General features: G+C 56.9%; 22 protein-coding genes. 7 read left to right on the forward strand and 15 right to left on the reverse strand.

Going from position 1 to position 25,402, the window contains the following annotated elements; translation table 11 throughout:
- Nucleotides 1-3 precede the first annotated feature (3 nt).
- Entirely contained in the window at nucleotides 4-1,098 is a 1,095-nt protein-coding gene (locus CKK19_RS13255) for a fimbrial protein (protein WP_022649765.1), read from the forward strand.
- Between the two features lie 31 nt (nucleotides 1,099-1,129).
- Here CKK19_RS13255 and CKK19_RS13260 read toward each other — a convergent pair whose 3' ends face one another.
- From CKK19_RS13260 to CKK19_RS13275, 4 genes are all read right to left on the reverse strand, one after another.
- Nucleotides 1,130-1,492 carry a YibL family ribosome-associated protein gene (locus CKK19_RS13260; RefSeq protein WP_022649764.1) on the reverse strand — a complete coding sequence of 121 codons (363 nt, stop codon included), beginning with the start codon at nucleotides 1,490-1,492 and terminating at the stop codon, nucleotides 1,130-1,132.
- Between the two features lie 58 nt (nucleotides 1,493-1,550).
- The gene (gene mtlR / locus CKK19_RS13265; RefSeq protein ID WP_023298873.1) at nucleotides 1,551-2,141 is read right to left on the reverse strand and encodes a mannitol operon repressor MtlR; all 591 of its coding nucleotides are present in this window, start codon (nucleotides 2,139-2,141) and stop codon (nucleotides 1,551-1,553) included.
- The gene (gene mtlD / locus CKK19_RS13270; protein ID WP_041907503.1) at nucleotides 2,138-3,301 is read right to left on the reverse strand and encodes a mannitol-1-phosphate 5-dehydrogenase; all 1,164 of its coding nucleotides are present in this window, start codon (nucleotides 3,299-3,301) and stop codon (nucleotides 2,138-2,140) included. Before mtlD ends, mtlR begins: the two co-directional genes overlap by 4 nt.
- An 87-nt stretch (nucleotides 3,302-3,388) precedes the next feature.
- Complete coding sequence (locus CKK19_RS13275; protein WP_063854011.1) at nucleotides 3,389-5,296, reverse strand: PTS mannitol transporter subunit IICBA; 1,908 nt, start codon at nucleotides 5,294-5,296, stop codon at nucleotides 3,389-3,391.
- Nucleotides 5,297-5,732: 436 nt separating this feature from the next.
- On the opposite strand from CKK19_RS13275, the gene CKK19_RS13280 reads away from it, so the two are divergent.
- From CKK19_RS13280 to selB, 3 genes are all read left to right on the forward strand, one after another.
- Entirely contained in the window at nucleotides 5,733-6,341 is a 609-nt protein-coding gene (locus tag CKK19_RS13280; RefSeq protein ID WP_048966144.1) for a glutathione S-transferase, read from the forward strand.
- 103 nt (nucleotides 6,342-6,444) lie between these two features.
- On the forward strand, nucleotides 6,445-7,830 hold the full coding sequence (gene selA / locus CKK19_RS13285; protein ID WP_045308992.1) for an L-seryl-tRNA(Sec) selenium transferase: 1,386 nt from the start codon (nucleotides 6,445-6,447) through the stop codon (nucleotides 7,828-7,830).
- On the forward strand, nucleotides 7,827-9,665 hold the full coding sequence (gene selB / locus CKK19_RS13290; RefSeq protein ID WP_063842094.1) for a selenocysteine-specific translation elongation factor: 1,839 nt from the start codon (nucleotides 7,827-7,829) through the stop codon (nucleotides 9,663-9,665). The genes selA and selB overlap by 4 nt, the downstream gene beginning before the upstream one ends.
- Before the next feature lie 3 nt (nucleotides 9,666-9,668).
- On the opposite strand, the gene CKK19_RS13295 is transcribed toward selB, so the two are convergent.
- Complete coding sequence (locus CKK19_RS13295) at nucleotides 9,669-10,553, reverse strand: ROK family protein (RefSeq protein WP_063854010.1); 885 nt, start codon at nucleotides 10,551-10,553, stop codon at nucleotides 9,669-9,671.
- A gap of 166 nt (nucleotides 10,554-10,719) precedes the next feature.
- Here CKK19_RS13295 and aldB point away from each other — a divergent pair, with 166 nt between their 5' ends.
- Nucleotides 10,720-12,258 carry an aldehyde dehydrogenase AldB gene (gene aldB, locus CKK19_RS13300; RefSeq protein WP_063854009.1) on the forward strand — a complete coding sequence of 513 codons (1,539 nt, stop codon included), beginning with the start codon at nucleotides 10,720-10,722 and terminating at the stop codon, nucleotides 12,256-12,258.
- Between the two features lie 117 nt (nucleotides 12,259-12,375).
- Here the strand turns inward: aldB and CKK19_RS13305 are convergent, their stop codons facing one another.
- The gene (locus CKK19_RS13305; RefSeq protein ID WP_225455154.1) at nucleotides 12,376-14,325 is read right to left on the reverse strand and encodes a glycoside hydrolase family 127 protein; all 1,950 of its coding nucleotides are present in this window, start codon (nucleotides 14,323-14,325) and stop codon (nucleotides 12,376-12,378) included.
- A gap of 10 nt (nucleotides 14,326-14,335) precedes the next feature.
- Nucleotides 14,336-15,736 (reverse strand): MFS transporter, encoded by a 1,401-nt coding sequence (locus CKK19_RS13310; RefSeq protein WP_022649754.1) that lies wholly within the window; start codon nucleotides 15,734-15,736, stop codon nucleotides 14,336-14,338.
- Nucleotides 15,737-15,961: 225 nt separating this feature from the next.
- Between CKK19_RS13310 and CKK19_RS13315 the strand changes: the two genes are divergently transcribed.
- Nucleotides 15,962-16,780, forward strand: a complete 819-nt coding sequence (locus tag CKK19_RS13315; RefSeq protein WP_022649753.1) for an AraC family transcriptional regulator — start codon at nucleotides 15,962-15,964, stop codon at nucleotides 16,778-16,780.
- On the opposite strand, the gene araD is transcribed toward CKK19_RS13315, so the two are convergent.
- From araD to yiaK, 8 genes are all read right to left on the reverse strand, one after another.
- Nucleotides 16,781-17,476, reverse strand: a complete 696-nt coding sequence (araD, locus tag CKK19_RS13320; protein WP_023298864.1) for an L-ribulose-5-phosphate 4-epimerase — start codon at nucleotides 17,474-17,476, stop codon at nucleotides 16,781-16,783.
- Entirely contained in the window at nucleotides 17,470-18,330 is an 861-nt protein-coding gene (locus CKK19_RS13325; protein WP_038416908.1) for an L-ribulose-5-phosphate 3-epimerase, read from the reverse strand. The genes araD and CKK19_RS13325 overlap by 7 nt, the downstream gene beginning before the upstream one ends.
- A gap of 2 nt (nucleotides 18,331-18,332) precedes the next feature.
- Nucleotides 18,333-18,986: a 3-keto-L-gulonate-6-phosphate decarboxylase UlaD gene (ulaD, locus tag CKK19_RS13330; RefSeq protein ID WP_023298862.1), complete on the reverse strand. Its 654-nt coding sequence runs from the start codon at nucleotides 18,984-18,986 to the stop codon at nucleotides 18,333-18,335.
- Nucleotides 18,983-20,488, reverse strand: coding sequence for an FGGY-family carbohydrate kinase (locus tag CKK19_RS13335; RefSeq protein WP_063854007.1), 1,506 nt, complete (start codon nucleotides 20,486-20,488; stop codon nucleotides 18,983-18,985). Before CKK19_RS13335 ends, ulaD begins: the two co-directional genes overlap by 4 nt.
- A 76-nt stretch (nucleotides 20,489-20,564) precedes the next feature.
- The gene (locus CKK19_RS13340) at nucleotides 20,565-21,884 is read right to left on the reverse strand and encodes an MFS transporter (RefSeq protein ID WP_038416906.1); all 1,320 of its coding nucleotides are present in this window, start codon (nucleotides 21,882-21,884) and stop codon (nucleotides 20,565-20,567) included.
- A gap of 45 nt (nucleotides 21,885-21,929) precedes the next feature.
- A complete protein-coding gene (locus CKK19_RS13345; protein ID WP_023298859.1) occupies nucleotides 21,930-22,856 on the reverse strand; it encodes a DUF4862 family protein in 927 nt (308 codons plus the stop codon).
- A 26-nt stretch (nucleotides 22,857-22,882) separates the two neighbouring features.
- Nucleotides 22,883-23,350: a YhcH/YjgK/YiaL family protein gene (locus CKK19_RS13350; RefSeq protein WP_038416904.1), complete on the reverse strand. Its 468-nt coding sequence runs from the start codon at nucleotides 23,348-23,350 to the stop codon at nucleotides 22,883-22,885.
- A gap of 10 nt (nucleotides 23,351-23,360) precedes the next feature.
- A complete protein-coding gene (yiaK, locus tag CKK19_RS13355; RefSeq protein WP_063854006.1) occupies nucleotides 23,361-24,359 on the reverse strand; it encodes a 3-dehydro-L-gulonate 2-dehydrogenase in 999 nt (332 codons plus the stop codon).
- Nucleotides 24,360-24,583: 224 nt separating this feature from the next.
- Between yiaK and yiaJ the strand changes: the two genes are divergently transcribed.
- On the forward strand, nucleotides 24,584-25,402 hold the full coding sequence (yiaJ, locus tag CKK19_RS13360) for an IclR family transcriptional regulator YiaJ (RefSeq protein WP_015572751.1): 819 nt from the start codon (nucleotides 24,584-24,586) through the stop codon (nucleotides 25,400-25,402).

The raw sequence follows: 25,402 nt of genomic DNA on the forward strand, positions 1-25,402 counted from the left end.
ATCATGCGTCACTTTATTCACTGGTTTTTCTATCTGAGCCTTCTTTCGCTTTTTGGCATGCTGAGTTTTCATGCGCACGCTCAGGCCTCGCCCTGCCGCACCACGCGCGATCAGTGGGTTGTCCAGGTACCCTACGCCATTGGATATGCTCCCGGCACCGCGGATTGGACGCCGGTTTCCGCGCCGATACAGTCTACCGGGCAAGACTTCTACAACTGTGATGGCGGTAGTGACCCCTGGCGTAGTATCGGATTTGTCGAGCTGGATAACCCCGTCGGCACCGTGGTGGGGGAAGACGGTGCGTCGCGGCACGTCTACAAAACCCAGATTGACGGCATCGGCTACGCGCTCGGGTTCCGCGAGCAGCAGTACTGTGGTGCGGATGCCGTACAGTATATTGACGGCACCAGCCCGGTAGACGGCAACGAGTCCCGGCGTATCTGCGATGCCTCACAGAATCCTGCCTTTGCCAGCGCCCCAACGTATAAATTGCAGTTCTGGGTGGTGTTTTACAAAATCCCGACGACCAGCCCCATGCCTGACGATAACGCCAACTCCCAGGAGCAAAATGTCGGATCGCTGATATTGCAGGCGGGAGAAAATCAAGCCAGCGCCACCAACGTGGCGACACCAGTACAGATTCATCTCGCCAGCTTCACCGTCAGGCGTACCAGCTGCTCAGTGGGCTCTCGCAGCATTCTTGTTCCCATGGGGAGCGTGAGCCAGCGTGAATTTCACGGCATCGGCTCCCGTGCCGGAGGCGGACGCTTCAGCATTCCGGTGACCTGTGAAAATAACACGGCGGTTAAGATGGGTTTCTTTGGCGATACCACGCCGGGCAACGATCGGGCGCTGGCGTTGACGAAGCAGGAGGATAGCGCCAGCGGTGTCGGGATCGAACTGCTTTACGGTGACAATACCGGTTCGGTTCAGGGGCAGGTGGTATCGTGGAACACCCCGCAGGTGTCAGCGCTTGGCCAGGTAGGGGATAACCAGACGCAGACCTTCTGGTTTGATGCGCATTACATTCAGACGGAAGAGAACGTAACGGCGGGAAAAGCGGATGCGATGGCCACGTTTAACCTGATTTACAACTGAGTTTCCCCTGCGCAGCGGCAGGGGAGAGCGATCAGAACGCGGTCTTACTAAAACCCGTCATCTCTTTCAGGCCCATTTCGCGGCCAAGCTCAGTCATCGGGTGCACCACCACCAGGCCACGGACGCTTTTCTTCAGCTTGCCCATGTCGGCCTGCTCTTTTTTGGTGATCGCGCGGCGATGCGGCATGTTCATCAGCTTCTGCGCCTCTTTACTCAGCTTCTGGCCTTTCACATCGCGCAGGCGCTCAATTTCCGCCTCCAGCTTCACGGACTCTTTTTCCAGCTCGGCATATTTCTCGGCGGAATCAACAAGGGAGAGGCCAGCCATCTGATGGCGGATCAGATCCAGACGGTCGCTCAGGCGTTTAATTTCGTTCTTTTCGACTTCTTTCATGACAAATAACTCTGAAAACGGGGAATTTACAGGGAAGGATACACCAATGTGTGCGGGCTTACTTCTGAAACGCTTTTTTTAAGCTGATTTTAGAAATCAGCTCAGTCAGGGAAAGCACCATGGTGGAGCGGACAACTTGTTGATAACGCAGCTTTTGCATCATGTACAGCTCTGGGTCGCTGTCATCAAACTGAGGTGCGGGAGGGAGCGCGGCTACGCAGTGCAGTTCGCCGAAGGGCCCCAGGATCTCATCATCGGTGAAGGTGTACTCATTGCCGTCATGATTGAGCTCTTCGCGCAGCGCCATTAACAGCTCGGCGTCTTCATACTCCTGACGGTTGAGCACGCCAAGACCGTAGATCAGCTTCAGCCGTACCGATAAATCGCCCAGCGGTCCGTCTCCGTCAAGTAACGGTTCTACAGCATACTTTACCGCGTAGTCGTCTTTGCGAAACACCTGAAGCACCAGAATGTTCACCGCCTCGGTTAACAGCTCGACGGCGGCGATCAGGAAACTTCGTACGGTTTTGCCAGCATTCAGACGCTCAAGCACACGATTTTCAAAGGCCTGGGTTTGTTCCATTATTGCCTGCATATCTGACAATCTGTTATTCGGGCGCAGGCTAACCTGCGCCGGACTCTGCATCATTTGGTTGCGTTGTATGCGCTGACCGCCTCCGCAACCACGTCACTGTTGGCATCCAGACCGGAAATCTGCGCCAGCGCAGCCTGTGCGCCTTTGTCATCAATCAGCTGAGCCAGCTCAATCGCCTGCGGGTCCTGCTCGCTGCGGTAGTGCATCGCGGCAGCTATCCCTTTCACCAGGTTAGCGTGCGGCAGACCGTATTCCAGCGTGCCCAGCAGCGGTTTAATCAGGCGGTCGCCCGCGCTCAGTTTACGCAGCGGCTGACGACCCACTCGCTCAACGTCATCTTTCAGATACGGGTTTTCAAAACGACCGAGGATTTTCTGGATGTATGCTGCGTGTTTATCAGCATCAAAACCGTAGCGTTTGATCAGCACCGCGCCGCTCTCTTCCATTGCCCCTTTGACCACCGCACGGATGTTCTCATCGAGGATCGCGTCACGAATCGTCTGATGACCGGCCAATTTCCCGAGGTACGCGGTTATAGCATGCCCGGTGTTCAGCGTGAAGAGTTTACGTTCGACAAATGCCATCAGATTATCGGTTAATTCCATTCCCGGAATGGTCGGCAGCGCGCCTTTAAACTGAGTTTTATCAACGATCCACTCGCTGAAGGTTTCCACCGTCACTTCAAGCGGGTCGTTGGTGGCGGATTCTGATGGCGGAACGATGCGGTCAACGGCGGAATCCACAAAACCAACGTGCGCTTCAACCCAGGCTTTATCTTCCTCAGCCACAGCGGCCAGAACGTGGCCTTTCAGCTGCGTGGTGCCGCGCACCATGTTTTCACAGGCGATGATGTTCAGCGGCGTTTCAACGCCTTGTGCTTTACGCTTCGCCAGGCCTTTCGCGACCGCCGGGGCGATACGCTCAAGCACCACCGGACCCACGGCTGTGGTGACCAGATCAACGCTTGCGATGAGGTCAATCACGTCGTCGCCAATGCTGCTTACCGCGTTGACGCCAGAGACCGTTTCAACCTGTTCGTTTTCACCCACCACGTGAACCTGATAGCTATGACGGGCATTCAGGGCATCCAGAACCACCTGATTCACATCGGCGAATGTCAGGGTAATGCCCGCGTCTGCCAGCAGTTTACCGATAAAGCCACGACCGATATTACCTGCGCCAAAATGTAATGCTTTCATAGTGTTAACCTTCATCAATGTTTTTACCCGAGAGGGCTGGGGTGAGGAACGTTTTCCCCTCACCCTAGCCCTCTCCCCGGGGGGGAGAGGGAAGAGGCGCTGTTACTTGTTAAGCAGAGCCAGAACTTCTTCAACGCTGGTGGTATTGGCCAGACGCTCAATAACCGTTTCGTCATCCAGCGCGTTGGTCAGGCTGGTAATCACCTGGATATGCTCGTTATTGCGAGCGGCGATACCAATCACCAGACGGGCGATGTCGTCCTCTTCTTCACCGAAGCGCACGCCATCAGGATACTGACAGAACACCACGCCGGTTTTCAGCACGCGGTCTTTCGCTTCAACCGTACCGTGCGGAACCGCGATGGATTCACCCAGGTAGGTTGGGGTCAGCTTTTCACGCTCCAGCATCGCCTCAACGTATTCCGGCTGAACGTAGCCGCCTTTCACCAGCTGCTCACCGGCGAAGCGAATGGCCTCTTCTTTATTGGTCGCCGTGCGGCCAAGGAAGATGTTTTCTGCGCCCAGTTTGAACAGATGCGCGTTGCTCTCGTCGAAGCTGTCTTGCAGGCTGGTACGCACTTTCACTTCGTTATCTTCATGGCGCTGCGCCGCCACCAGGCGTTCGGTCAGGCTGGCGTACAGGCCGCTGTCGAGGAAGTTGGTCAGGGAAATGTGCTGTGCCTGCGGTACCTGACGCATAGCGCGTTCGGTCAGATCGCGGTGCGTGATCACCAGGTCAACGTCTGGCGGCAGGCTGTTAATCGCGCTGTTGGTGACGGAGATGTTGGTCAGACCCGCATCCTGCACTTTCTTCCGCAGTACGCCCGCACCCATTGCGCTGGAGCCCATACCGGCATCACAGGCCACGATGATTTTACGCACGTGGCTCAGATCGTTAGAGACATCACCCGCCGCCAGCGGCGTTGCGCCTTTGGATTCGGCTTTCATGTCATGCATACGACGGGTTGCCGCTTCGATATCGTCGTCTTCTTTCACCTTGCTGGTTTTCAGCAGGATAGCGGAGACCACGAAGGAGACGGCCATGGCCGCACAGATCGCCGCGATGTTCGCGAAGTAGGCGCCTTTCGGGGTCATCGCCAGCACCGCCAGAATAGAGCCTGGAGAAGCAGGAGACACCAGACCACCGCCCAGTACGCTCAGGGTGAACACGCCGGTCATACCGCCAAGGATAACGGCCAGGATCAGACGTGGGTTCATCAGCACATACGGGAAGTAAATTTCGTGAATACCACCCAGGAAGTGAATGATCGCCGCGCCGCCAGCAGACTGTTTCGCGCTGCCGCGACCAAAGAACATGTATGCCAGCAGAACGCCCATACCCGGACCCGGGTTCGCTTCAATCAGGAAGAAGATGGACTTGCCGAGATCGTGTGACTGCTGGATACCCAGCGGTGAGAAGATACCGTGGTTGATGGCGTTGTTCAGGAACAGGATTTTCGCCGGTTCAACGAAGATAGACGCCAGCGGCAGCATGTCGTGCGCCACCATGAAGTTAACGCCCGCCGCCAGCAGCTTGGAGAGCACTTCAACCGCAGGGCCAATGCCGAGGAACGCCAGAATCGCGAGGATCATCCCGATGATGCCCGCAGAGAAGTTGTTCACCAGCATTTCGAAGCCGGATTTGATCTTGCCATCAACCCAGACGTCAAATTTCTTGATCGCCCAGCCGCCCAGAGGACCGGCAATCATCGCACCGAGGAACATCGGCATATCCGCACCGACAATCACCCCCATGGTTGTGATGGCACCCACGACACCACCACGGTCACCGCCCACCAGACGACCACCGGTATAACCGATGAGCAGCGGCAGCAGGTACGTAATCATTGGGCCAACAAGTTTCGCCAGCGTTTCGTTAGGCAACCACCCTGTCGGAATAAATAATGCGGTGATAATACCCCACGCGATAAACGCGCCGATATTTGGCATCACCATGTTGCTGAGGAAACGACCAAAGCTTTGCACTTTGATCTTGAAATCGGATGACATAAAACACCCCTTCTTATGTTTACGCTTAGGCTTGTGGCCCGAGGTTTATCGTTAATGTGCGGCGGCAGAGGTAGCCGGGCCCTGTTCTGATGCTGTGAAATCTGGCACTGAATCGTTCAACTGTCCAGACAGCGGAATTTTGTGTGATCTGAATCACATGAATGTAGGGGGTGAGGATATTAATGAAGTGATCGCGATCACATAATGGATGTGTAAAAAAAATACATTGCTCAGAATTACGCCAAAATGAGGGCTATTTTGTGATTAATATCACAATGTTAAGTTGGCTGTTTGTTTCCAGATTGTGATTTGATTCACAAAATATTTTTATGCAGATTTCTCCCGTATCCCCTCACGGCAGGAATGCGATACGTACACCTGCCTTTTTTCACGGCTTGATCCATACTGACCTCTTTATGGGCATTAAGGATAAGCAATGAAACTCATCGGCAGTTATACCAGTCCTTTCGTGCGTAAGATTTCGATTCTCCTGCTGGAGAAAGGGATTGAATTTGAATTCGTAAATGAACAACCGTACCACGCAGAGAACGGCGTTGCGCAGTACAACCCGCTGGGGAAAGTCCCGGCGCTGGTAACGGACGAGGGCGACTACTGGTTTGATTCCCCGATCATTGCGGAGTACATCGAGCTGCTTGGCGTTGCGCCAGCCATGCTGCCGGCGGATCCAAAAGCAGCGCTGGCGATGAAGCAAATTGAAGCCCTGGCGGATGGCATTATGGATGCGGCATTAACGTCCGTACGCGAGCAGGCAAGGCCCGCCGCCCAGCAGTCAGAAAATGAGCTGCTACGCCAGCGCGAAAAAATCAGCCGCAGCCTGGATATGTGCGAACAGCTGATCCGCGAGGGGAAAATTCAGAGCGATAGCCTGAATCTGGCGACGATCGCCATCGCCTGCGCCATTGGCTACCTTAATTTCCGCCGCGTCTCGCCGGGCTGGTGCGTGGATCGTCCGCTGCTGGTCAAACTGGCGGAGACGCTCTTCCAGCGCGAAAGTTTCGCCCGGACTGAACCACCAAAGGCTTGATGCGGGTTATAACACTTCCTGGCGGGAGGCGGTACAATCCCCCCACATGTTAACTCCCTCTCCCGTCGGGAGGGGGGAAGATATTTACTCGCCAGGCGCATTCATGACTACTCATCATTCCCTCTACAGCCAGATCCCCGCTACCGATCGTCTGCTTCGTGATCCGCGCATCACTGCGGTGCTGGAGCAGTTTGGCCATACTGCAACGGTCGACATGCTACGCCAGCTTCAGGACGATGCGCGTCGCCATATTCAGGCTGAAAACGCGCTACCCGGCTGGTGCGAGGCATGGGCGCAGGAAGTTGAACGCAGGCTGAGCAAGCACGCGCAAAGCGCGTTGCGCCCGGTTATTAACCTGACAGGCACGGTTCTGCACACCAATCTGGGCCGGGCACAGCAGGCAGAAGAAGCGATAGAGGCCGTCACCCGGGCCATGCGCTCGCCGGTGACGCTGGAGTACGATCTGGACGGCGCCGGGCGCGGGCATCGCGATCGCGCGCTGGCGGATCTTCTCTGCCAGATCACCGGCGCGGAAGATGCCTGCATTGTGAATAACAACGCGGCGGCGGTGCTGTTAATGCTGGCGGCCACCGCGAGCGGAAAAGAGGTTGTCGTCTCTCGCGGCGAGCTGGTGGAGATCGGCGGGGCATTTCGTATTCCGGATGTCATGCGCCAGGCGGGCTGCACGCTGCATGAAGTGGGCACAACCAACCGTACCCATGCAAAAGATTATCGCGCTGCGGTGAATGAAAACACTGCCCTGCTGATGAAAGTGCATACCAGTAATTACCACATTGAGGGGTTCACCAAAACGGTGGAAGAGGCCGAACTGGCCGCCATCGGGCGCGAGCTAAACGTGCCGGTGATTGCCGATCTCGGCAGCGGGTCGCTGGTGGATATGCGCCAGTACGGTCTGCCGAAAGAGCCAATGGTGCAGGAAATGGTTGCTGCGGGCGTAAGCCTGGTCAGTTTCTCCGGCGATAAACTGCTGGGCGGGCCGCAGGCGGGGATTATCGTCGGCAAGCGCGAGCTGATTGCGCAGCTACAGCAGCACCCACTGAAGCGTGCCCTGCGTGCCGATAAAATGACGCTGGCCGCGCTGGAAGCCACGCTGCGGCTCTATCTCCACCCGGAGAAACTGGCTGACCGTCTGCCCACGTTGCGTTTGCTGAGCCGTGATGAAGCCTCTGTTCGCGCGCGGGCGGAAGCGCTACTGCCGCAGGTAGCTCCCCATTACCCTGAGTTTGAAGTTCGTATCGAGCCTTGCCTGTCGCAAATTGGCAGCGGCTCGCTGCCCGTGGACAGGTTACCGAGCGAAGCGCTGACGTTCACCCCGCGCGACGGACGCGGAAGCCAGCTTGAGGCGCTGTCGACGCGCTGGCGCGCATTACCGACGCCAGTGATTGGCCGGATCGGTGATGGTCGTATGTGGCTGGATTTACGCTGCCTGGAAGATGAAGGGCGGTTTCTGGAGATGATGTTGAAATGATTATTGCCACCGCCGGTCACGTTGACCACGGCAAAACCACGTTATTGCAGGCCATTACGGGCGTGAATGCCGATCGCCTGCCGGAAGAGAAAAAGCGCGGCATGACTATTGACCTGGGTTACGCCTACTGGCCACAGCCCGACGGTCGCGTGCTGGGCTTTATCGACGTGCCCGGCCACGAGAAGTTTCTTTCCAATATGCTCGCGGGCGTGGGCGGGATCGATCACGCTCTACTGGTTGTCGCGTGCGATGACGGGGTGATGGCGCAAACGCGCGAGCATCTGGCGATCCTCCAACTGACGGGAAACCCGCAGTTGACCGTCGCCCTCACCAAAGCGGACCGTGTGGATGAGGTGCGTATCAACGAGGTGCGTGAAGAGGTGCTGGCGGCGCTGAGTGAATATGGTTTTAAGGATGCCGCTCTGTTTGTCACCGTGGCGACAGAAGGCCGCGGTATCGACGCTCTTCGCGACCATTTGCAGCAGATCCCGTCTCGTGAGCATGCCAGCCATCACCGCTTCCGTCTGGCGATCGACAGGGCGTTTACCGTGAAAGGGGCTGGGCTGGTGGTGACCGGTACCGCGCTGAGCGGCGAAGTGAACGTGGGCGATACCCTGTGGCTGACGGGCGTGAACAAACCGATGCGCGTGCGCGGGCTTCACGCGCAAAACCAGCCGGTGGAACAGGCCCATGCCGGGCAGCGTATCGCCCTGAATATTGCTGGTGATGCCGAAAAAGACCAGCTTAACCGCGGCGACTGGCTGCTGGCCGACGCGCCGCCGGAGCCTTCTGAACGGATTATCGTTTCTCTCCAGACCCACACGCCGCTGACCCAGTGGCAGCCGCTGCATATCCACCACGCGGCCAGCCACATCACCGGACGCGTGTCGCTGCTGGAAAACGATCTCGCCGAACTGGTGTTCGACTCCCCGCTCTGGCTGGCGGATAACGACCGCCTGGTTCTGCGCGACATCTCCGCGCGCGAAACCCTGGCGGGCGCCCGCGTGGTGATGCTGAATCCGCCCCGTCGCGGCAAGCGTAAGCCCGAGTATTTAGCGTGGCTGGCCTCGCTGGCCCAGGCCCGTGACGACAAGTCTGCGTTAGATATCCACCTTGAGCGTGGTGCGGTGGATCTGGCTGCGTTCGCCTGGGCGCGCCAGCTCAGCGGTGAAGGATTGCGTCTTCTGACGCAGGAGCCGGGTTTTATTCAGGCTGGCAACAGCCTGCTGAACGCGCCGGTGGCGGCGCGCTGGCAGCGTAAAGTGTTGAGCACGCTGGCGACCTATCATGAACAGCATCAGGATGAGCCCGGTCCGGGCCGTGAACGTCTGCGGCGTATGGCGTTGCCCATGGAAGACGACGCGCTGGTGCTGTTGCTGATTGAAAACATGCGTGAAAGCGGCGTGATTGCAAGTCATCACGGCTGGCTACACCTGCCGGAACATAAGGCCGGTTTTACCGCTGAGCAGGACGCGGTCTGGCAAAAAGTGGCGGCGCTGTTTGGCGATGAACCCTGGTGGGTGCGCGATCTGGCGCGTGAAACCAATACCGATGAGCAGCTGATGCGTCAGGTACTGCGGCATGCGGCGCAGCAGGGCATGATTGTGGCGATCGTGAAAGATCGTTATTACCGCAACGATCGGATCGTTGCGTTTGCGAACCTGATCCGGGAGCTGGATCAGGCGCGCGGATCAACCTGCGCCGCAGACTTCCGCGATCGGCTGAACGTAGGACGCAAACTGGCGATTCAGATCCTGGAGTATTTCAACCGCATCGGGTTTACGCGTCGTCGTGGCAATGACCATGTGCTACGCGACGCGCAGTTATTTCCGTAAGCGTTAAGCGCTGCGCGCCTGCTTCTGCTTAGCCAGCCAGACCGCGCCCAGCCTTCCCGCCTGGTTACCCAGCTCGCAGGGAAGGATGGGCACCCGGAGCGCTTCCCACTCCTCGAATCGCTGTAAATATTTATCCAGCAGGAGATAGATTTTCTCCTGCTCACTAATGCCGCCGCCAATCAGCACCGCCTGCGGATCAAACATAGAGATCACGCTGTAAATACCGCGCGACAGACAATGCGCCCACGCTTCAATGGCCTCGCGCAGATGCACGTCGCTGTCCATGCGTTTAAAAAGCTCCTCACCATCAGGCATCTCATCTTCCGACACGGCCAGCGCGCGGCGGCAGGCTTTCATCAGGCCATTGGCGGACGCCACTTCATGCATCGGTTCGCCCTCATTGCCTACGGGTAGCACGCCAAATTCACCCGCCCGGTAGTGCGACCCGCGGTAGAGATCGCCCTCCATGACGATACCGCCGCCGATGCCGGTGCCGATGGTGATGCAGACGAAATGCTCATAGTCCTTGCCCGCGCCCTGCCAGCGCTCGCCCAGCGCCGCGCAATTGGCATCGTTTTCGATTGTCACGGGGAGATCGGTCAGCTGTGCGAACAGTTCGCACAGGTTTTCGCCGTCAAGATAGTCCAGCGCCCCGGCTTTGGCCGCTTCGCCAGTATGGTGATTGATATGTCCTGGAAAACTCACGCCAATACTGGCGATCTCGTGCTCCTGGCAGTATTTATCCACTACCGCTTTCCACTTCTCTTTGAAGGTGCTTTCATCGTCCGGCGTATCATATTCATCGGATGTCAGTTCTTCGCCGTTTTCATTAATTACGCCGTGTTTGATGTGGGTTCCACCCACGTCAAAGCCGATAAATAGCTGCATTGCATCATTCCTCATGAGCCCTTGAGCTATTAAGTATGGCTGCGGCGGCAGAAACGAAACGTAAAGTACGGTAATCCGTGATGCGGCTCGTAAACCCGCTACCCGCTGGCGAGAAAATCACCAGCCGGAACTACCCTTGTTGTACAACAACAGCAAGGAGACGGTCATGACAAACAATCCTCCCTCATCGCGTATCCAGCCTGGCGAGTATGGTTTTCCCCTTAAGCTGAAGCCCCGCTATGACAACTTTATCGGCGGTGACTGGGTGGCGCCCGTCGACGGTGAATACTATTCCAACCTGACGCCCGTTACCGGTCAGCCGCTGTGTGAAATTGCCAGTTCGGGCAAGCGGGATATCGATTTAGCGCTGGATGCGGCGCATAAGGCGAAAGATAAGTGGGGGCAAACGTCCGTTCAGGACAGAGCGGCCATTTTGTTCAAAATCGCCGATCGGATGGAGCAGAATCTGGAGCTGCTGGCGACCGCAGAAACGTGGGACAACGGCAAGCCGATCCGCGAAACCATGACGGCGGACGTGCCGCTGGCGATCGACCATTTCCGCTATTTTGCGTCCTGCATCCGTGCCCAGGAGGGGGGAATAAGTGAAGTTGACAAAGATACCGTGGCGTATCACTTCCACGAGCCGCTCGGCGTGGTGGGGCAAATTATTCCGTGGAACTTCCCGCTGCTGATGGCGAGCTGGAAAATGGCGCCCGCGCTGGCGGCGGGTAATTGCGTTGTGCTGAAACCTGCACGCTTAACGCCGCTTTCGGTACTGCTGCTGATGGAGGTAATTGGCGACCTGTTGCCGCCGGGGGTCATTAACGTGGTCAACGGGGCCGGGGGAGAGATCGGCGAATATCTGGCTACTTCAAAGCGTATCGCCAAAGTGGCGTTTACCGGCTCAACGGAAGTGGGTCAGCAGATTATGCAGTACGCGACCCAGAACATCATTCCGGTCACCCTGGAGTTGGGCGGGAAATCGCCGAACATCTTCTTTGCCGACGTGATGGATGAAGAGGACGCCTTCTTCGACAAAGCGCTGGAAGGGTTTGCGCTGTTTGCGTTTAACCAGGGCGAAGTCTGCACCTGTCCGAGCCGCGCGCTGGTGCAGGAATCCATTTATGAGCGCTTTATGGAGCGGGCGATCCGGCGCGTGGAGTCGATTCGCAGCGGTAATCCGCTGGATAACGTTACCCAGATGGGGGCGCAGGTATCGCATGGCCAGCTGGAAACCATCCTCAACTATATTGATATCGGTAAAAAAGAGGGGGCCGATGTGTTGACCGGCGGTCGTCGTAAGGTGCTGGGCGGCGATTTGCAGGAGGGCTACTACCTTGAGCCGACTATCCTGTTCGGTAAGAACAACATGCGCGTTTTTCAGGAGGAAATTTTTGGACCGGTGCTGGCCGTCACCACGTTTAAAACCATGGACGAGGCGCTGGAGCTCGCGAACGACACGCAGTATGGCCTGGGGGCGGGCGTCTGGAGCCGTAACGGTAATCTGGCCTATAAAATGGGCCGCGGCATTCAGGCCGGACGCGTATGGACAAACTGCTATCACGCCTATCCGGCTCATGCGGCGTTTGGCGGCTACAAACAGTCGGGCATCGGGCGCGAAACCCATAAGATGATGCTGGAGCACTACCAGCAAACGAAATGTCTGTTAGTCAGCTACTGCGAGAAACCGCTGGGGCTGTTTTAATCTCCCGGGCGGCCTGAGCCGGGTTAAAGCCGGGTGGCGGCTTCGCCTTACCCGGCCTACTTTTTACTCCCTCTCCCGTGGGAGAGGGCTGGGGTGAGGGCAACAGGCCGCAGTTATTCAGCCTTCATCCACCCATATCCGCATTTCCCCTTCTCCCCGGTTTGCCCAGCTGAACCACGGAATAAAGGTCAGCGTCTGGGGCTGACGTTCTACCGGCGAGTGGTCGTACTGCCACAGGGCATCAGTGTCCTTCGCCTGACACCCAATCCCTTCCGCCTGTATCAGCATCTTGTGCGCGAAAATGCCTTTGCCTTCAAATACCCTAAACGCGCTGTCTTGCGGCAAAGAAAGGTTATGCAGATTTGCGCCGTTATCGGCTTCTTCCAGGCAGTAAACCAGCGGCCCACGCTGCAATGCGACTTTCCCCGCCTGCTGGCGCACCTGCGGGTTGCCGTACACGCGGCGGACCGGCATCGGTAACGTCAGCGTCAGCGTGTCGCCTTCCTGCCAGTTGCGGTTGAGGTATAAGTATCCATGGGAGACCTCGCCTGTAATGGCTTGACCATTGAGCGAAACAGCCGGTTCCGCACACCAGTCCGGCAGCCTCAGGGCCAGCGTGTGAGTCACCGGAACTGGTGAGGTTATCTCGATTTTCACCTGCTCATGCCACGGATAGTTTCCGCTAATACGCAGCTGGAGGGTGTTTTCCCCCACCGGAATGGCGACATCGTTTCCCACGTACAGGTTGATCAACAGCGCGTCCGGGCGAACGGTATAAATATAGTGCCCCAGTGAGGTCAGCACGCGCGCAATATTCGGCGGGCAACAGGCGCAGCCGAACCAGCGCTGGCGCACCGGTTTCACGTGGTCATAGATATGGTTAAAGGCCAGTGTTTTCGGGTGCACTTCCAGCGGATTCACATAAAAGAAATGCTTACCGTCCAGCGCCATGCCACCCAGCACCGTGTTGTATAGTGCGCGCTCCATCACGTCGGCGTAGTGGCCGTCCGCCTCCATCTCAAGCATCCGGCGGGCAAACATCATCAGGCCGATGGAGGCGCAGCTTTCGGCATAGACCGTATCGTTGGGCAGATCGTAATCGCTGCTGAATGCCTCGCCGCTGCTTTGGGAGCCAATCCCGCCGGTGATGTACAGCTGGCGCTGTGGCATGTTGTTCCACAGCCGCAGGCAATCCTGACGTTTCCCTTCGTCGTTGCTCAGGCGCGCCAGATGCGCCATGCCCGCCATCAGATAGACAAAACGCACGGCGTGGCCGATGGCCGTTTGTTGTTCGGCAAGGGGCTGATGCGCCTGGCTGTAGGCTTTGTCCTTGACCATCCACGCCGGGCCATAGGTGTTCCAGTATGACGTTCTGTCGCGCTTCTCATATTCGATATCGTAGAAGTGAGGCTGTGTGCCGCGTTCCTCAATAAAGTATTTCACCAGATTGAGATAGCGTGGCTCCTGCGTGACGTCGTACAGCCGCATCAGCGCCAGCTCGATTTCCGGGTGGCCCGGATAGCCGTGCAGCTGGTTTTCGCCCGGGCCAAACACGCTGTCGATATGATCCGCCAGCCTGCACACCACGTCCAGCAGGCGGCGCTTTCCGGTTCCCTGGAAATACGCCACGCCCGCTTCAATCATATGTCCGGCGCAGTACAGTTCGTGGCACTCGGCCAGATTGGTCCAGCGCTCGGCCGGTGCTTTCACCGTGAAATAGGTATTGAGATAGCCATCTTCACACTGCGCCGCTGCGACCAGCTCGATCACCTCGCCGGCGGTTTTTTCCAGTTCGGCATCCGGCTTCTGGCACAGCGACCACGCCACGGCTTCGAGCCATTTCGCCACGTCGCTGTCCTGAAAGACCATCCCGTAAAACGCCCCCTGTTCCAGACCGGCCGCGATGCGGAAGTTGGCGATGGCGTGGCTGGGTTCAGCCTCCGCCACGCGATCGTTAAGCGCATCCCACTGGTAGGGGATCACCACATCACGGACCAGCCGTTGGTACTGACCAAGAAACGGGTCGTTGATTTTCAGCTGATGCAGGTCGGCTTCCATTATGGTCATATCGTTCTCCTCAGGACTGTACATGACGCTGGCGCAAATCGGTGGCAATGCGCGACATCACGGGATTGTTAAGCCTGCACCAGCGGATAGCGACCGCCAGCAGCAGGTGGAAAAGGGCAGGGAGCAGCGTCTCCATGGCGGTGATGCCCTGCAATGAGGCGGGTGTCTGGTTGCCCGCGCCTGGCTGATAGGCCACGGCAATAAACACCAGGCTGATGATCCCGGCGCTGGATGCCCACGCGAGCTTGATGAAAAATAGATTGAAGGCGAAATTCATTCCCGAGGAGCGCACGCCGGTTTTCCATTCGCCGTAGTCATCGGCAAAGGCCATTAGCGAGAAGTGAAGCGGCAGGGTGAAGCCCAGGATCACGCCGTTACTTAAAATCACGATAAGCCAGAGCGTCTGGTGCGCCGGGCCACCTGGCAGGAACCACATTCCCATAGCAAGCGCAGCGAGCACCAGGTTGGTGTAGTAGTAGAGTTTGACGGTATCAATCCGCCGCGACAGCGGGTTGACGATCACCGCGCCCAGAATGGCGGCAAAGGTCACCATGGTGAAAAACAGCGAGGTGTACGCCGTGCTGCCCTGAAGCACGTAGGTGATGAAGTACATGTACCCGCCGCCGCGAATGTTGAAGACGTTGATCAGCAGAAACGACATCACCAGCATCAGCAGCAGCTGATCGTTTTTACGCAGGCCCGCCAGGTGCTCGCGCAGGGTAAATTTCCCCATCAGCGCAAGCGGGACGCGCTCGCGCACCCAGAAGAAGCAGCACAAGAACATCACCACAGCGATGGCGCACAGTACGCCGACGCCCAGCTGATAACCCCGGGCGGTATTGCCCTGTCCCAGCTCTGACACCAGCCACGGCAGGCCAACGGAGACCAGAAAGCCCGCCACGCCGCACAGTACGAAGCGCCAGGACTGGCAGGATATTACCTCGTTGTGGCGGGTGGTCATGGTGTTGATCAGCGCGCAATACGGCACGTTGATGGCGGTATAGCCTACGGACAACAGCAAATAGGTGCCGAACGCCCAGGCGATTTTCACGCCCATGCTGGCGTCCGGGACGGTGAAGGTCAGCACGCCGACGATCCCGATGGGAAGCGCGACCCACAGCTGCCACGGACGAAAACGCCCCCAGCGGCTCTGCGTGCGGTCGGCAATCACGCCCATCACCGGATCGGAAATCGCGTCAAATACCCGAAGGGCAATAAACAGCGTGCCCACCAGCGCGGGCGTCAGGCCAAATACATCGGTATAAAAAAAGGTCAGGAAGTTCATGATCAGGCAGGTAATTACCGTGCCGCCCGCGTCGCCCAGGCCGTAGCCAATTTTCTCGCGGACTGACAGTCGGTCATCGGCTGCCTGTTTTGCAACTTCTGCGTCTGTAATCGGTGTGGAAGTCATGGGGTAACTCCTCGATAAACGATTTTTTATCGTATTTGTGCAAGGTACCCCATTTATTCTGCATTCAACGGGCAGACCAACAAGGGAAGGGAAAAGTATAAAAAGGTGACGATTCCGACCTGATGGTAAAACTGTGAGTTTGATCGAGCTGTTCTGCTGATATTTATTAATAATCAAACAATAAACGCAATATTAGCCACCATAAAAGCGGGAAACTGAATATCCATGCTTGAATTATCCATAGCACTTCCGATTAAGGTTCAAAATGGCGGGTTATTTATCTCCCGGGGCGTGGGTCGTCATCCCGCACGAAAATTATCTTCGTGGGAGATAATCTTTGTCGAAAAAGGGACATTAACGATCCAGGAGGAAAATACGCTGTTTGAGGTAAACGCCGGCGAGAGTTTATTACTTTGGCCGAAGCGGCGGCATGTCGGCGTGGAAGATTTTCCGGGCGATCTCAAATTTTACTGGCTGCATTTTGAGGTGGATGAAGGCTTGCCTGCGTTGCCAGGTGCGACGCCACTGTCGATTGAGCAACACTGTAGCGTGCGGGATCCGCAATATGTTATTGCGTTATTCCGTCAGTTTTTAAGCGAGCAGGAAAAATTACAGCGTAGCCAGGCGCTGGAGATAATTTTGCTGTTAATTTTGCAGCAGATATCGCTCTCGCCGGGATATGAAGATAAAGCGGATGATGCGGGCGCAGCAATGGCGTGGAAGGCCAAACAGCTTATCCGCACTCACTTTCATTTGCCCATATCCACTTCACAGCTGGCGAAAGAGCTGCATTGCAATGCAGATTACCTGGGGCGAGTATTTCGCCGGACGTTTCATTTAACCCTGACGGAGGCAATACACCGCCAGCGCGTCAGGGCCGCTGAAAAATTGTTGCTGAACGATGCGGCCTCATTAACTGAAGTGGCCACCCGGTGCGGTTTTAATGACGTGGGTTATTTCCGGCAGATATTCTCGAAACATACCGGGTTAACGCCCGCCGTCTGGAAACGGCGGTACTGTAAAGAGCATATTAATTCCGGATGATTACTGGCCGTAATAGGCATTTGCGCCATGCTTGCGCAGGTAATGCTTATCCAGCAATTCCTGCTGCATAACCGGAAGCTGAGGTGCAAGCTGGCGCGAGAAAAGCCCCATATAGGCGCACTCTTCCAGCACCACGGCATTGTGTACCGCATCGGCAGCGTCTTTGCCCCAGGCAAACGGGCCGTGAGAATGAACCAGCACCGCCGGGACCTGCATCGGGCTTATGTCGCGCTCCTCGAAGGTTTTGATAATGACTTCCCCCGTCTGGTATTCATATTCACCCGCGATTTCAGCCGTGGTCATCAGCCGCGTGCAGGGGATCGCACCGTAGAAATAGTCCGCGTGCGTCGTGCCCCATGCGGGTAAATCCTGCCCCGCCTGCGACCAGATGGTGGCGTGGCGGGAATGGGTATGCACGATGCCGCCAATTTCCAGGTAACGACGATACAGCGCGAGATGGGTCGGGGTGTCGGAGGAGGGTTTTTTACTCCCCTCGACCACTTTACCCGTGGCGATATTTACCACCACCATATCTTCTGCGGTCATCACGTCGTACTCCACGCCGGATGGTTTGATCACCATCATGCCGCTGTCACGGTCAACCGCGCTGACGTTGCCCCAGGTGAACGTCACCAGCTGGTGGGCGGGCAGGGCGAGATTTGCCGCCAGCACCTCGGCTTTGAGTTGTTCTAACATGTCATGCCTCCTTCCTGCATTCGGGCTTCAATCCAGCGGCGCGCCTGGATGATCTCCAGTACCGGCTCTTTGGCTTTCTCGGTCCACATTTCAATCAGAAATGCGCCGCGATAGTTAAGTTGATTTAGCGTGTTAAACACGCCAACGAAATCGACGCAGCCCTCGCCAAACGGCACATCGCGGAACTGGCCGGGGCTTTTTTCGGTTACGGGCCGGGTATCTTTCAGATGGATAGCGGCGATGCGGTCAATGCCCAGCGTCAGCTCGGCGGTGACGTCGTTGCCCCACGCGCTCAGGTTGCCGACGTCCGGGTAAACGCTGAACCACGGCGAGGCGAGCATGTCGTCCCACTTTTTCCACTTGCTGATGGAGTTCATAAACGCGGTATCCATGATCTCTACCGCCAGCATTACCTGCGCGGAAGCGGCCTGCTCTACGGCCCACGCCAGCCCTTCGGCAAAGCGCTGTTGCGTGCCCTCGTCATGCTCCTCGTAGTACACGTCATAACCCGCAAGCTGGATGGTGCGAATACCCAAATCACGGGCCAGCCGGATGGCTTTGGTCATGATCTCGCGGGCGCGTTCGCGCACGGTGTCATCGCGGCTGCCAAACGGGAAGCGACGATGGGCAGACAAGCACATCGACGGGATGGCCACGCCGGTCTCCAGCATCGCTTCCACCAGAGAGGCGCGCTGCGTGGTACTCCATTCAAGGCGCGATAAACGCTCGTCGGTCTCATCCACCGACATCTCCACAAAATCGAAGCCGCAGCTTTTTGCCAGAACCAGGCGCTCCGGCCAGGAGAGATCTTTTGGCAGCGCTTTTTCGTAAATGCCTAACGGATGCTGACGCATGGTTACTCTCCCCAGATGTCGCGAATTTGCGAATGGAATGCTTGTGCCACCTGCGGCGGATTGGCGGCGCCTGCCAGCGCGCGCCCGGCAATGAAGGCTTTGACGTTGATCTGCTTAAACAGCGGCAGGTCAGCGGGGGTGATACCGCCAGTGATGGAAAGCTGTAGCCCGATATCGGACAACGCCTTCATTTTGCTGAGATCCGCCTCGCCCCACTGCTGGCCGCTGGCCTGTGCGTCGCGTCCACGGTGGTATATCGCCTGCTTCACCCCGATGCGGTGCCACGCGCGCGCGTCGTCCAGCGTCCAGTTGCCAAACAGCTCCATCTGGATCTCGCCGCCGCCGCGCAGTGCGACCTCGTGGCCACGTTCAACGGTGGCCAGCGGGGCGGCACAGATGATGGTCATCCAGTTTGCGCCTGCGCCAAACGCCTGCTCAGCCAGCGTTTCTCCGGCATCGGCGACTTTCCAGTCCGCCACGATAATTTTATCCGGACACTGCGCGCGCAGGGCGCGAACGGCGTTTAGCCCTTCGGTCAGGCACAAAATGGTGCCGGCTTCGACGATGTCGACGTGATCGGAAAGCGTCGCGACATCCCGCTGCGCGGCCTGAAGTGAGGTGTGGTCGAGCGCCAGCTGCAATAATGGTCGGCTCATAGGTCGTACTCCTTAACACGGGCGTGATAGCCCTGTAATGCTGAAATCAGTAGCTGGTAACGGTGATATTTGCGCTGGTAGGCGGCATGGGCACGCATGTCAGGTTCAATCATCCGGATGTCATGCCTGAGGGCGCGCTGAGCGGCGTAAAAATCGGGATAGAGACCTGTACCGACGAGCGCGGCCAGCGCCGCACCGGAACAGCCGGTCTCTTCCACCTGCGGGAGTTCAATCGCCAGGCCGCTGACGTCCGCGAGCATCTGCATCCACACGTCCGAATGGGTGGGGCCGCCCGTCACGCGCAGGGTCTGCACGTGGGGAAAGCGTTCGAGCATACGGTTGAGGTGGGTCATGTGGCTGAATACCACCCCTTCATAAACCGCCTGGAGGAGGTGCGCGCGGGTATGCAGCGCCTGCAAACCATAGAAGCCGCTGGTCATCTCCAGTCCGGCGTTGCTGCCGTAGAGGAAAGGCAGGAAGAACACATCGCTTTCAGCTTTTGGCAGGCTGGCCACGGCGTGGTTAATCTCATCGAATGACATTTCGCCCCATTGGGCCGTCAGCCATTCCAGGTTGCCGGACGAGGTGGGGCTGGCTTCGTGAACGATGAACTGCTGCGGATGGACATAGCGGCCATAGACGTAGGGGAACGGCTCGTTGTCGCGGATGCCGTGGGCAATCCCACTGGTCACGGCCCAGGTCCCCATTACGGCATTCAGCGTATTTTCGTCATGCAGCCCGGCGCAGATCGCGGTGGAAACCACATCAAACAGTCCACCAACGACGGGAGTACCCGCCGTGAGACCGGTCAGTGCGGCTGCCTGAGCGGTGATTTCCCCGCAAATTTCTGCTGAACCGATAATAGGCGGCAGGGCACCGTCAATGTCGCTGATGCCGAGCCAGCGCGTGAGCTGCTGATCGTACTGCCCGGTATTCATGTTGTAGAGATTGGATTCCGAGATGTTGCTCTCTTCGCAGCCTTTGACTCCGGTCAGACACCAGCGCAGGTAATCGTGCGCCATCATCACGCTGCCGATTTGCTGATACCGCTGCGGCTCGTTCTCTTTAACCCAGCGCAGGAGTGAGGCCGGATGCCCCATCCACAGCGTCTGGCGAGTATGCGGATAGAGCTTTTCGGGTATACCGTCCTGCTGCCAGCGTTGCACGATCTCCAGCGCACGGCGATCGGAGGAGAGTATGGCGTTACCCAGGGGGCGATCCTGTTTATCGAGCAAAAACAGCCCCTTGCCCTGGGCTGAAATGCCAACGCCTTTAATCTGACCGCCGTCAGCGCCTGAATTTTTAAGCAGCAGGGCGACGGTTTTGTGGCAGTGCTGCCAGAGCTGGTGCATATCCCGCTCGGCGTAGCCAGCGCGTGGGCTGAGCGTGGCCACTGAGCGGCGTTCAATACAGACTTCTTTGCCCTGGCTGTTGTATAAACCGGCTTTCAGATAAGTACCGCCACAATCGATACCCAGCCAGAAGGGCTCTTTTTCACTCATCTTCTTCTCGCTTAATTGCCGGGTGGCGCTTCGCTTACCCGGCCTACGGTTTGGTTTAGTGAATCAGGTGAGGGCCTCAGGCCGCACGCTTATGCGAGTTCACCGTGGGGTTGGGCTCTGCTCCGGCATCGCATTTCGCCGGTAACATCAGGGCCAGCAGCGATGCCAGCGCCAGCGAAACCGCCAGGCAGTAAACGCCTGCGTCTTTGCTGTACAGGGTGATTAGTACGCCTACCGCATAAGGACCGCAGAACCCGCCGAGGTTGCCCAGGGCATTAATCACGCCGCGAGCACCACCCGCCATCTCAGCGCTGAACAGACGCGCCGGGATGGTCCAGAACACGCCCGCTGCGGATTGCAGGAAGAAGCCACAGCCCACCAGAGCGGCATAGGCCAGCCAGGTGTGCTCTTTCAGCGCCACGGAGAGGAACATGCAGAGCGCAAAGCCAATCAATGGCAGGGAAACAAACAGCTTGCGCTTGCCGGTGCGGTCAGAGAGCGTAGAGAACAGGAACATGCCGGCAATGGCGCCGATGTAAGGCAGAATGGCGAGCATTCCCACCTGGCCGATGCTGGTGTGCGTCAGTTCTTTCAGAATGGTGGGCAGCCAGAGGGTGTAACCGTAAATGCCGGTCTGGTAGAAGAAGTTGAGGGCGATCAGCTGCCACATGGTTTTGTCAGACAGCACTGCGCTGAGCGAGGCGTTTTTCACCTCTTTACCCGCAATGGCCTGCTGCTCTGCCGCCAGTGTTTGTACCAGGTAGTTTTTCTCGGCCTCAGAGATCCAGCGCGCTTCCTGCGGCCGGTCGTAGACGGTGAACGCCCACAGCACCAGCACAACAACGGACATCAGACCTTCAATAATGAACAGCCAGCGCCAGTCGAGAGCGGTGATAATCCAGCCCGACAGTGGGGCGGTGATGATCCCGGCGATGGGCACGAACATGATCACAATCGCGTTGGCGCGGCCGCGCTCGGCATCCGGAAACCAGTTACTGATCATCGTGAGCACAACGGGCAGCATCCCGCCTTCCGCCACGCCGAGTAAGAAGCGCAGCACCAGCAGCTGATACTGGTTGGTTACAAGCCCGGTCAGAACCGAGATCACCGCCCAGGCAACCAGCGACCAGCCGATAAACTTCTTACCGCTGCCGTGCACGGCAATTTTGCCGCCGGGAACTTGCAGGAACAAATAGCCAATAAAAAAGATCCCCCCCGCCAGGCCCGCCATCGTGGCGGAAATGCCCAGCTCTTCGTCCATACCGCCGGGCATCGCAAAAGCTATATTTACGCGGTCCATATAGGAAATAATGCAGGCGATAAGAATAGGGGGAATGATCCTTAGCCAGCGCTGGCGCGGAATGTCCGCGTGTAGAGCATTAGAAGAAATATTCATAGTTAATATCTCAGTGAAGGTAACCGGAAAATGTATTCTTTATTTTTATTGTGATGCTTTATTCATAGCGCTAATGCCGTCGCGCAAAATAGCGATGCGATGGCTGACGTCAGCATTAGCATTTATTTCCAGTAATTTAATACCGGAGAATTTCAATGTTGCGGCGCTCGCCGCAGTAAACAGCGTTTTTACATGTTCAGTGGACATGAGACTGTCGGCGCAGAACGAAGAAAACGGCGCGTGCAGATCCTGCCATTCTCCGTACTCACCGCGAGGGGTCGTGCCCGAAAACATCAGCGCCCCCAGTTTCCCGGCAGCGAGTGCCGCCTGAACATGTTCCAGCGGAAGGGCGGTGTTGCGACCTTCGATGGCCGAACGTGCCCAGTTGATACAGACGCTGATATCGGTCTCTCTCACTACCTCCAGCACCTGCTCTAAGGGCAAGAACCCTTTACGCGGCGCCGGGCTATTCATCGCATCACAGTGTTCCAGCACCAGATCGCAGCCCCAGTCCCAGCTCGCGATTTCCCTTACCGAGCGGGAGAATGCTTCTGTCGCTTGCTCGACAGAATCATTACCCGCCTGTGGTGCGGCCTGCATTTCCAGAGCGACCACTTTCCCGGGAAAGCGGGTGTTAACGGCATCAATCTTTTGATGCAGATGGCGGTAATATTCAATGCACGCTTTACGTTGTTCTTCGTCCGCGGACGCCAGGCCAAACGCGCCGTTGCTGCCGCGGCGGCGCATGGTTTCCATAACGGCTGTGACAACGATCTGCCAGTTGCCCGGCGTATGACGAAACAGCCATTCATCACCAAACGGATGGAGATTTTCAAGGCAAGGTTGTTCCAGCCCGCGAATATTTGGCGTGTCGGAAAGTTCCCGCCAGAAGGCGTGTTCTTCCTGCTCCCCTTTCTGGTGAAACGAGGGTGCGCAGGGGTACGCACCAATAATAAAACCGGTGTTGGTCATTTCGCATTCCTGTATTTATCAGAAAATTAATCTAATTCGCTGATGGCCACTTTCACCACAATTTTACGAATTGCGGATCCCTTGTTTTTAATACAGGCAGGACGGTGAACATCCTGCGGGAAAAATATGGCGTAACTGCCAGGTATCATTTCGATAAGCGACTCGTGTTCGCTGTCGTGATAAAAAATAATATCCCGTTGCTCCAGCAATGATTCGCTGATTTTGTTATTTCCGGTATCAATAGCAATACCGATTTTTTCTTCGCCCCAGGCCAAAAACTGGATATCCAGATAGCGGCGATGGACTTCAGGGCGGTTCTCGTGCTGTTCCTTTGTGGTGAGGTCGAGAACCTGGGCAAAAATGTTGCGGCCTTCAATTTCGATCACGCCCGGCGCCAGGGTGGTGAAATCCGTGGTACGCAGAAAATTAAGCGCCTTTTCAATCGCCAGCGGCAGGCGACATGGATTTGGCTGTGTAATATGTCCGAATATCATGACCCACTCCTTACAGAGACTGGATTTTCGCCCACACGCTGTCGTCAATCGTGATGCCGTTGCGGCGGTTCTCCTCCAGCAGGCGTGTGAACTCATGGCCTGGCAGACGGACGGCGACGTTTTCATCAGCGCGTTCTGCGGTGGTGATGAAGTCCATGATGCGCTGTAGTTTGGCATCGCGGGTTGGGCCGTCGATCAGGCGATCCACTTCGATGGCGATAAAGATCTGCGATACGCCGTATTCGTCGCTGTTGTCCTGGGTCACTTCCGCAACGGATGCGCCGTCAGAGAGCAAGGTGGCGATCATGTCGAGCACAATCGATAAGCCAGAACCTTTCCAGTAGCCCATGGGCAGAATGCGGCGGTTTTTCTCAATCACGCCCGGCTCTCTGGTTAGATTGCCCTCATCGTCAAAGCCGCCGTCGACCGGTAATTCGCGTCCGGCCAGGCGATTCACCTCCAGCATGCCGTAGGAGAACATCGACATCGACATATCGACCATGGTGATTGGATTCGACGGAATGGCAACGATCAGCGGGTTTGTGCCGATGCAGCATTCTTTTGATCCCCACGCGGGCATCACGGCAATAGAGTTGGTCCAGCAGATGCCGATATAGCCTTTCTCCGCCGCCTGCCAGCCGTAGCTACCGCCGCGCATCCAGTGGTTAGCATTACGCAGCGCCACCAGGCCGATCCCGTGATCGGACGCCAGCTCGGTAGCACGGTCCATCATCTTCTTCGCCGTCAGGTTGCCGATGGAACGCTGCGCATCCCACTGTTCGATGGCGCCTAATGTCGTTACGCGTTTCGGCTGGGCGTCAGGGAGGATGTCGCCTGCGTCAAGCTGCTGAATAAATCGCGGGAAGCGGTTGACGCCGTGTGAATAAACGCCGGACTCCGTGGTGCGGGCGAACATCTCGGCGCAGGCGTCTGCGGTATCCGCTTTTACACCGCGATCGAGCAGAACCCGATTGAACGCCGCTTTCAACTCTTCGAAGGTCACTTTCATCCCTGTTCTCCTGTTTTTTTAGGGGCAAGTGCGAGTGCTTTTTTATCGCTAAATTTCACTATGCGAAATCAGATTTCAAATATAGCGATCAAATTTTGTCAGATCAACGACATTCACGTTTTTCAAAACCGATTAAAATCAAATGGTTGTGTTTTTTCTGTTGAGATCGTGAACTAAACCACACTTTGCGCTACCATCAGGGCGCGATAAACAGGAGCCATTTGATGAGCATAAAAGAGAGCGAAATGACGCAAGAAAAAGAGAGGCCAGCAGGTAGCCAGAGCTTGTTTCGCGGCCTGATGCTGATTGAAATCCTCAGTAACTATCCAAACGGGTGTCCGCTTGCGCATTTATCAGAACTGGCGGGGCTGAATAAAAGCACCGTGCACCGGTTATTGCAGGGGTTGCAGTCGTGCGGGTACGTGACGCCGGCGCCGGCGGCAGGGAGCTATCGTCTGACCACCAAATTTATCGCCGTCGGGCAAAAGGCGCTTTCATCGCTCAATATTATTCACGTGGCGGCGCCGCACCTCGAGGCGCTGAACATTGCCACCGGCGAAACGGTCAACTTCTCCAGCCGTGAAGATGATCACGCGATCCTGATTTATAAGCTTGAGCCAACAACCGGTATGCTGCGCACGCGCGCATATATCGGCCAGCACATGCCGCTCTATTGTTCTGCGATGGGCAAAATCTATATGGCGTTTGGTCATCAGGATTACGTGGCGAGCTACTGGGAAAGCCACCAGGAACAGATCCAACCTTTGACCCGCAACACCATCACCGAACTGAGCGCGATGTATGATGAGCTGGCGGAAATTCGCGATCACAGTATGGCGATGGATAAAGAAGAGAACGAGCTGGGTGTGTCATGTATCGCCGTGCCGGTCTTTGATATTCACGGGCGCGTGCCCTATGCCATCTCCATTTCGCTGTCGACGTCGCGCATGAAGCAGGTGGGCGAGAAAAACTTGTTAAAACCGCTGCGTGACACGGCGGAAGCTATCTCGAAAGAACTGGGGTTTAACGTGCGCGAGGCGTAA

It is taken from the genome of Enterobacter sp. CCUG 70166 (genome assembly GCF_020224095.1).
In the GTDB taxonomy this organism is placed as follows: Bacteria; Pseudomonadota; Gammaproteobacteria; order Enterobacterales; family Enterobacteriaceae; genus Enterobacter; species Enterobacter intestinihominis.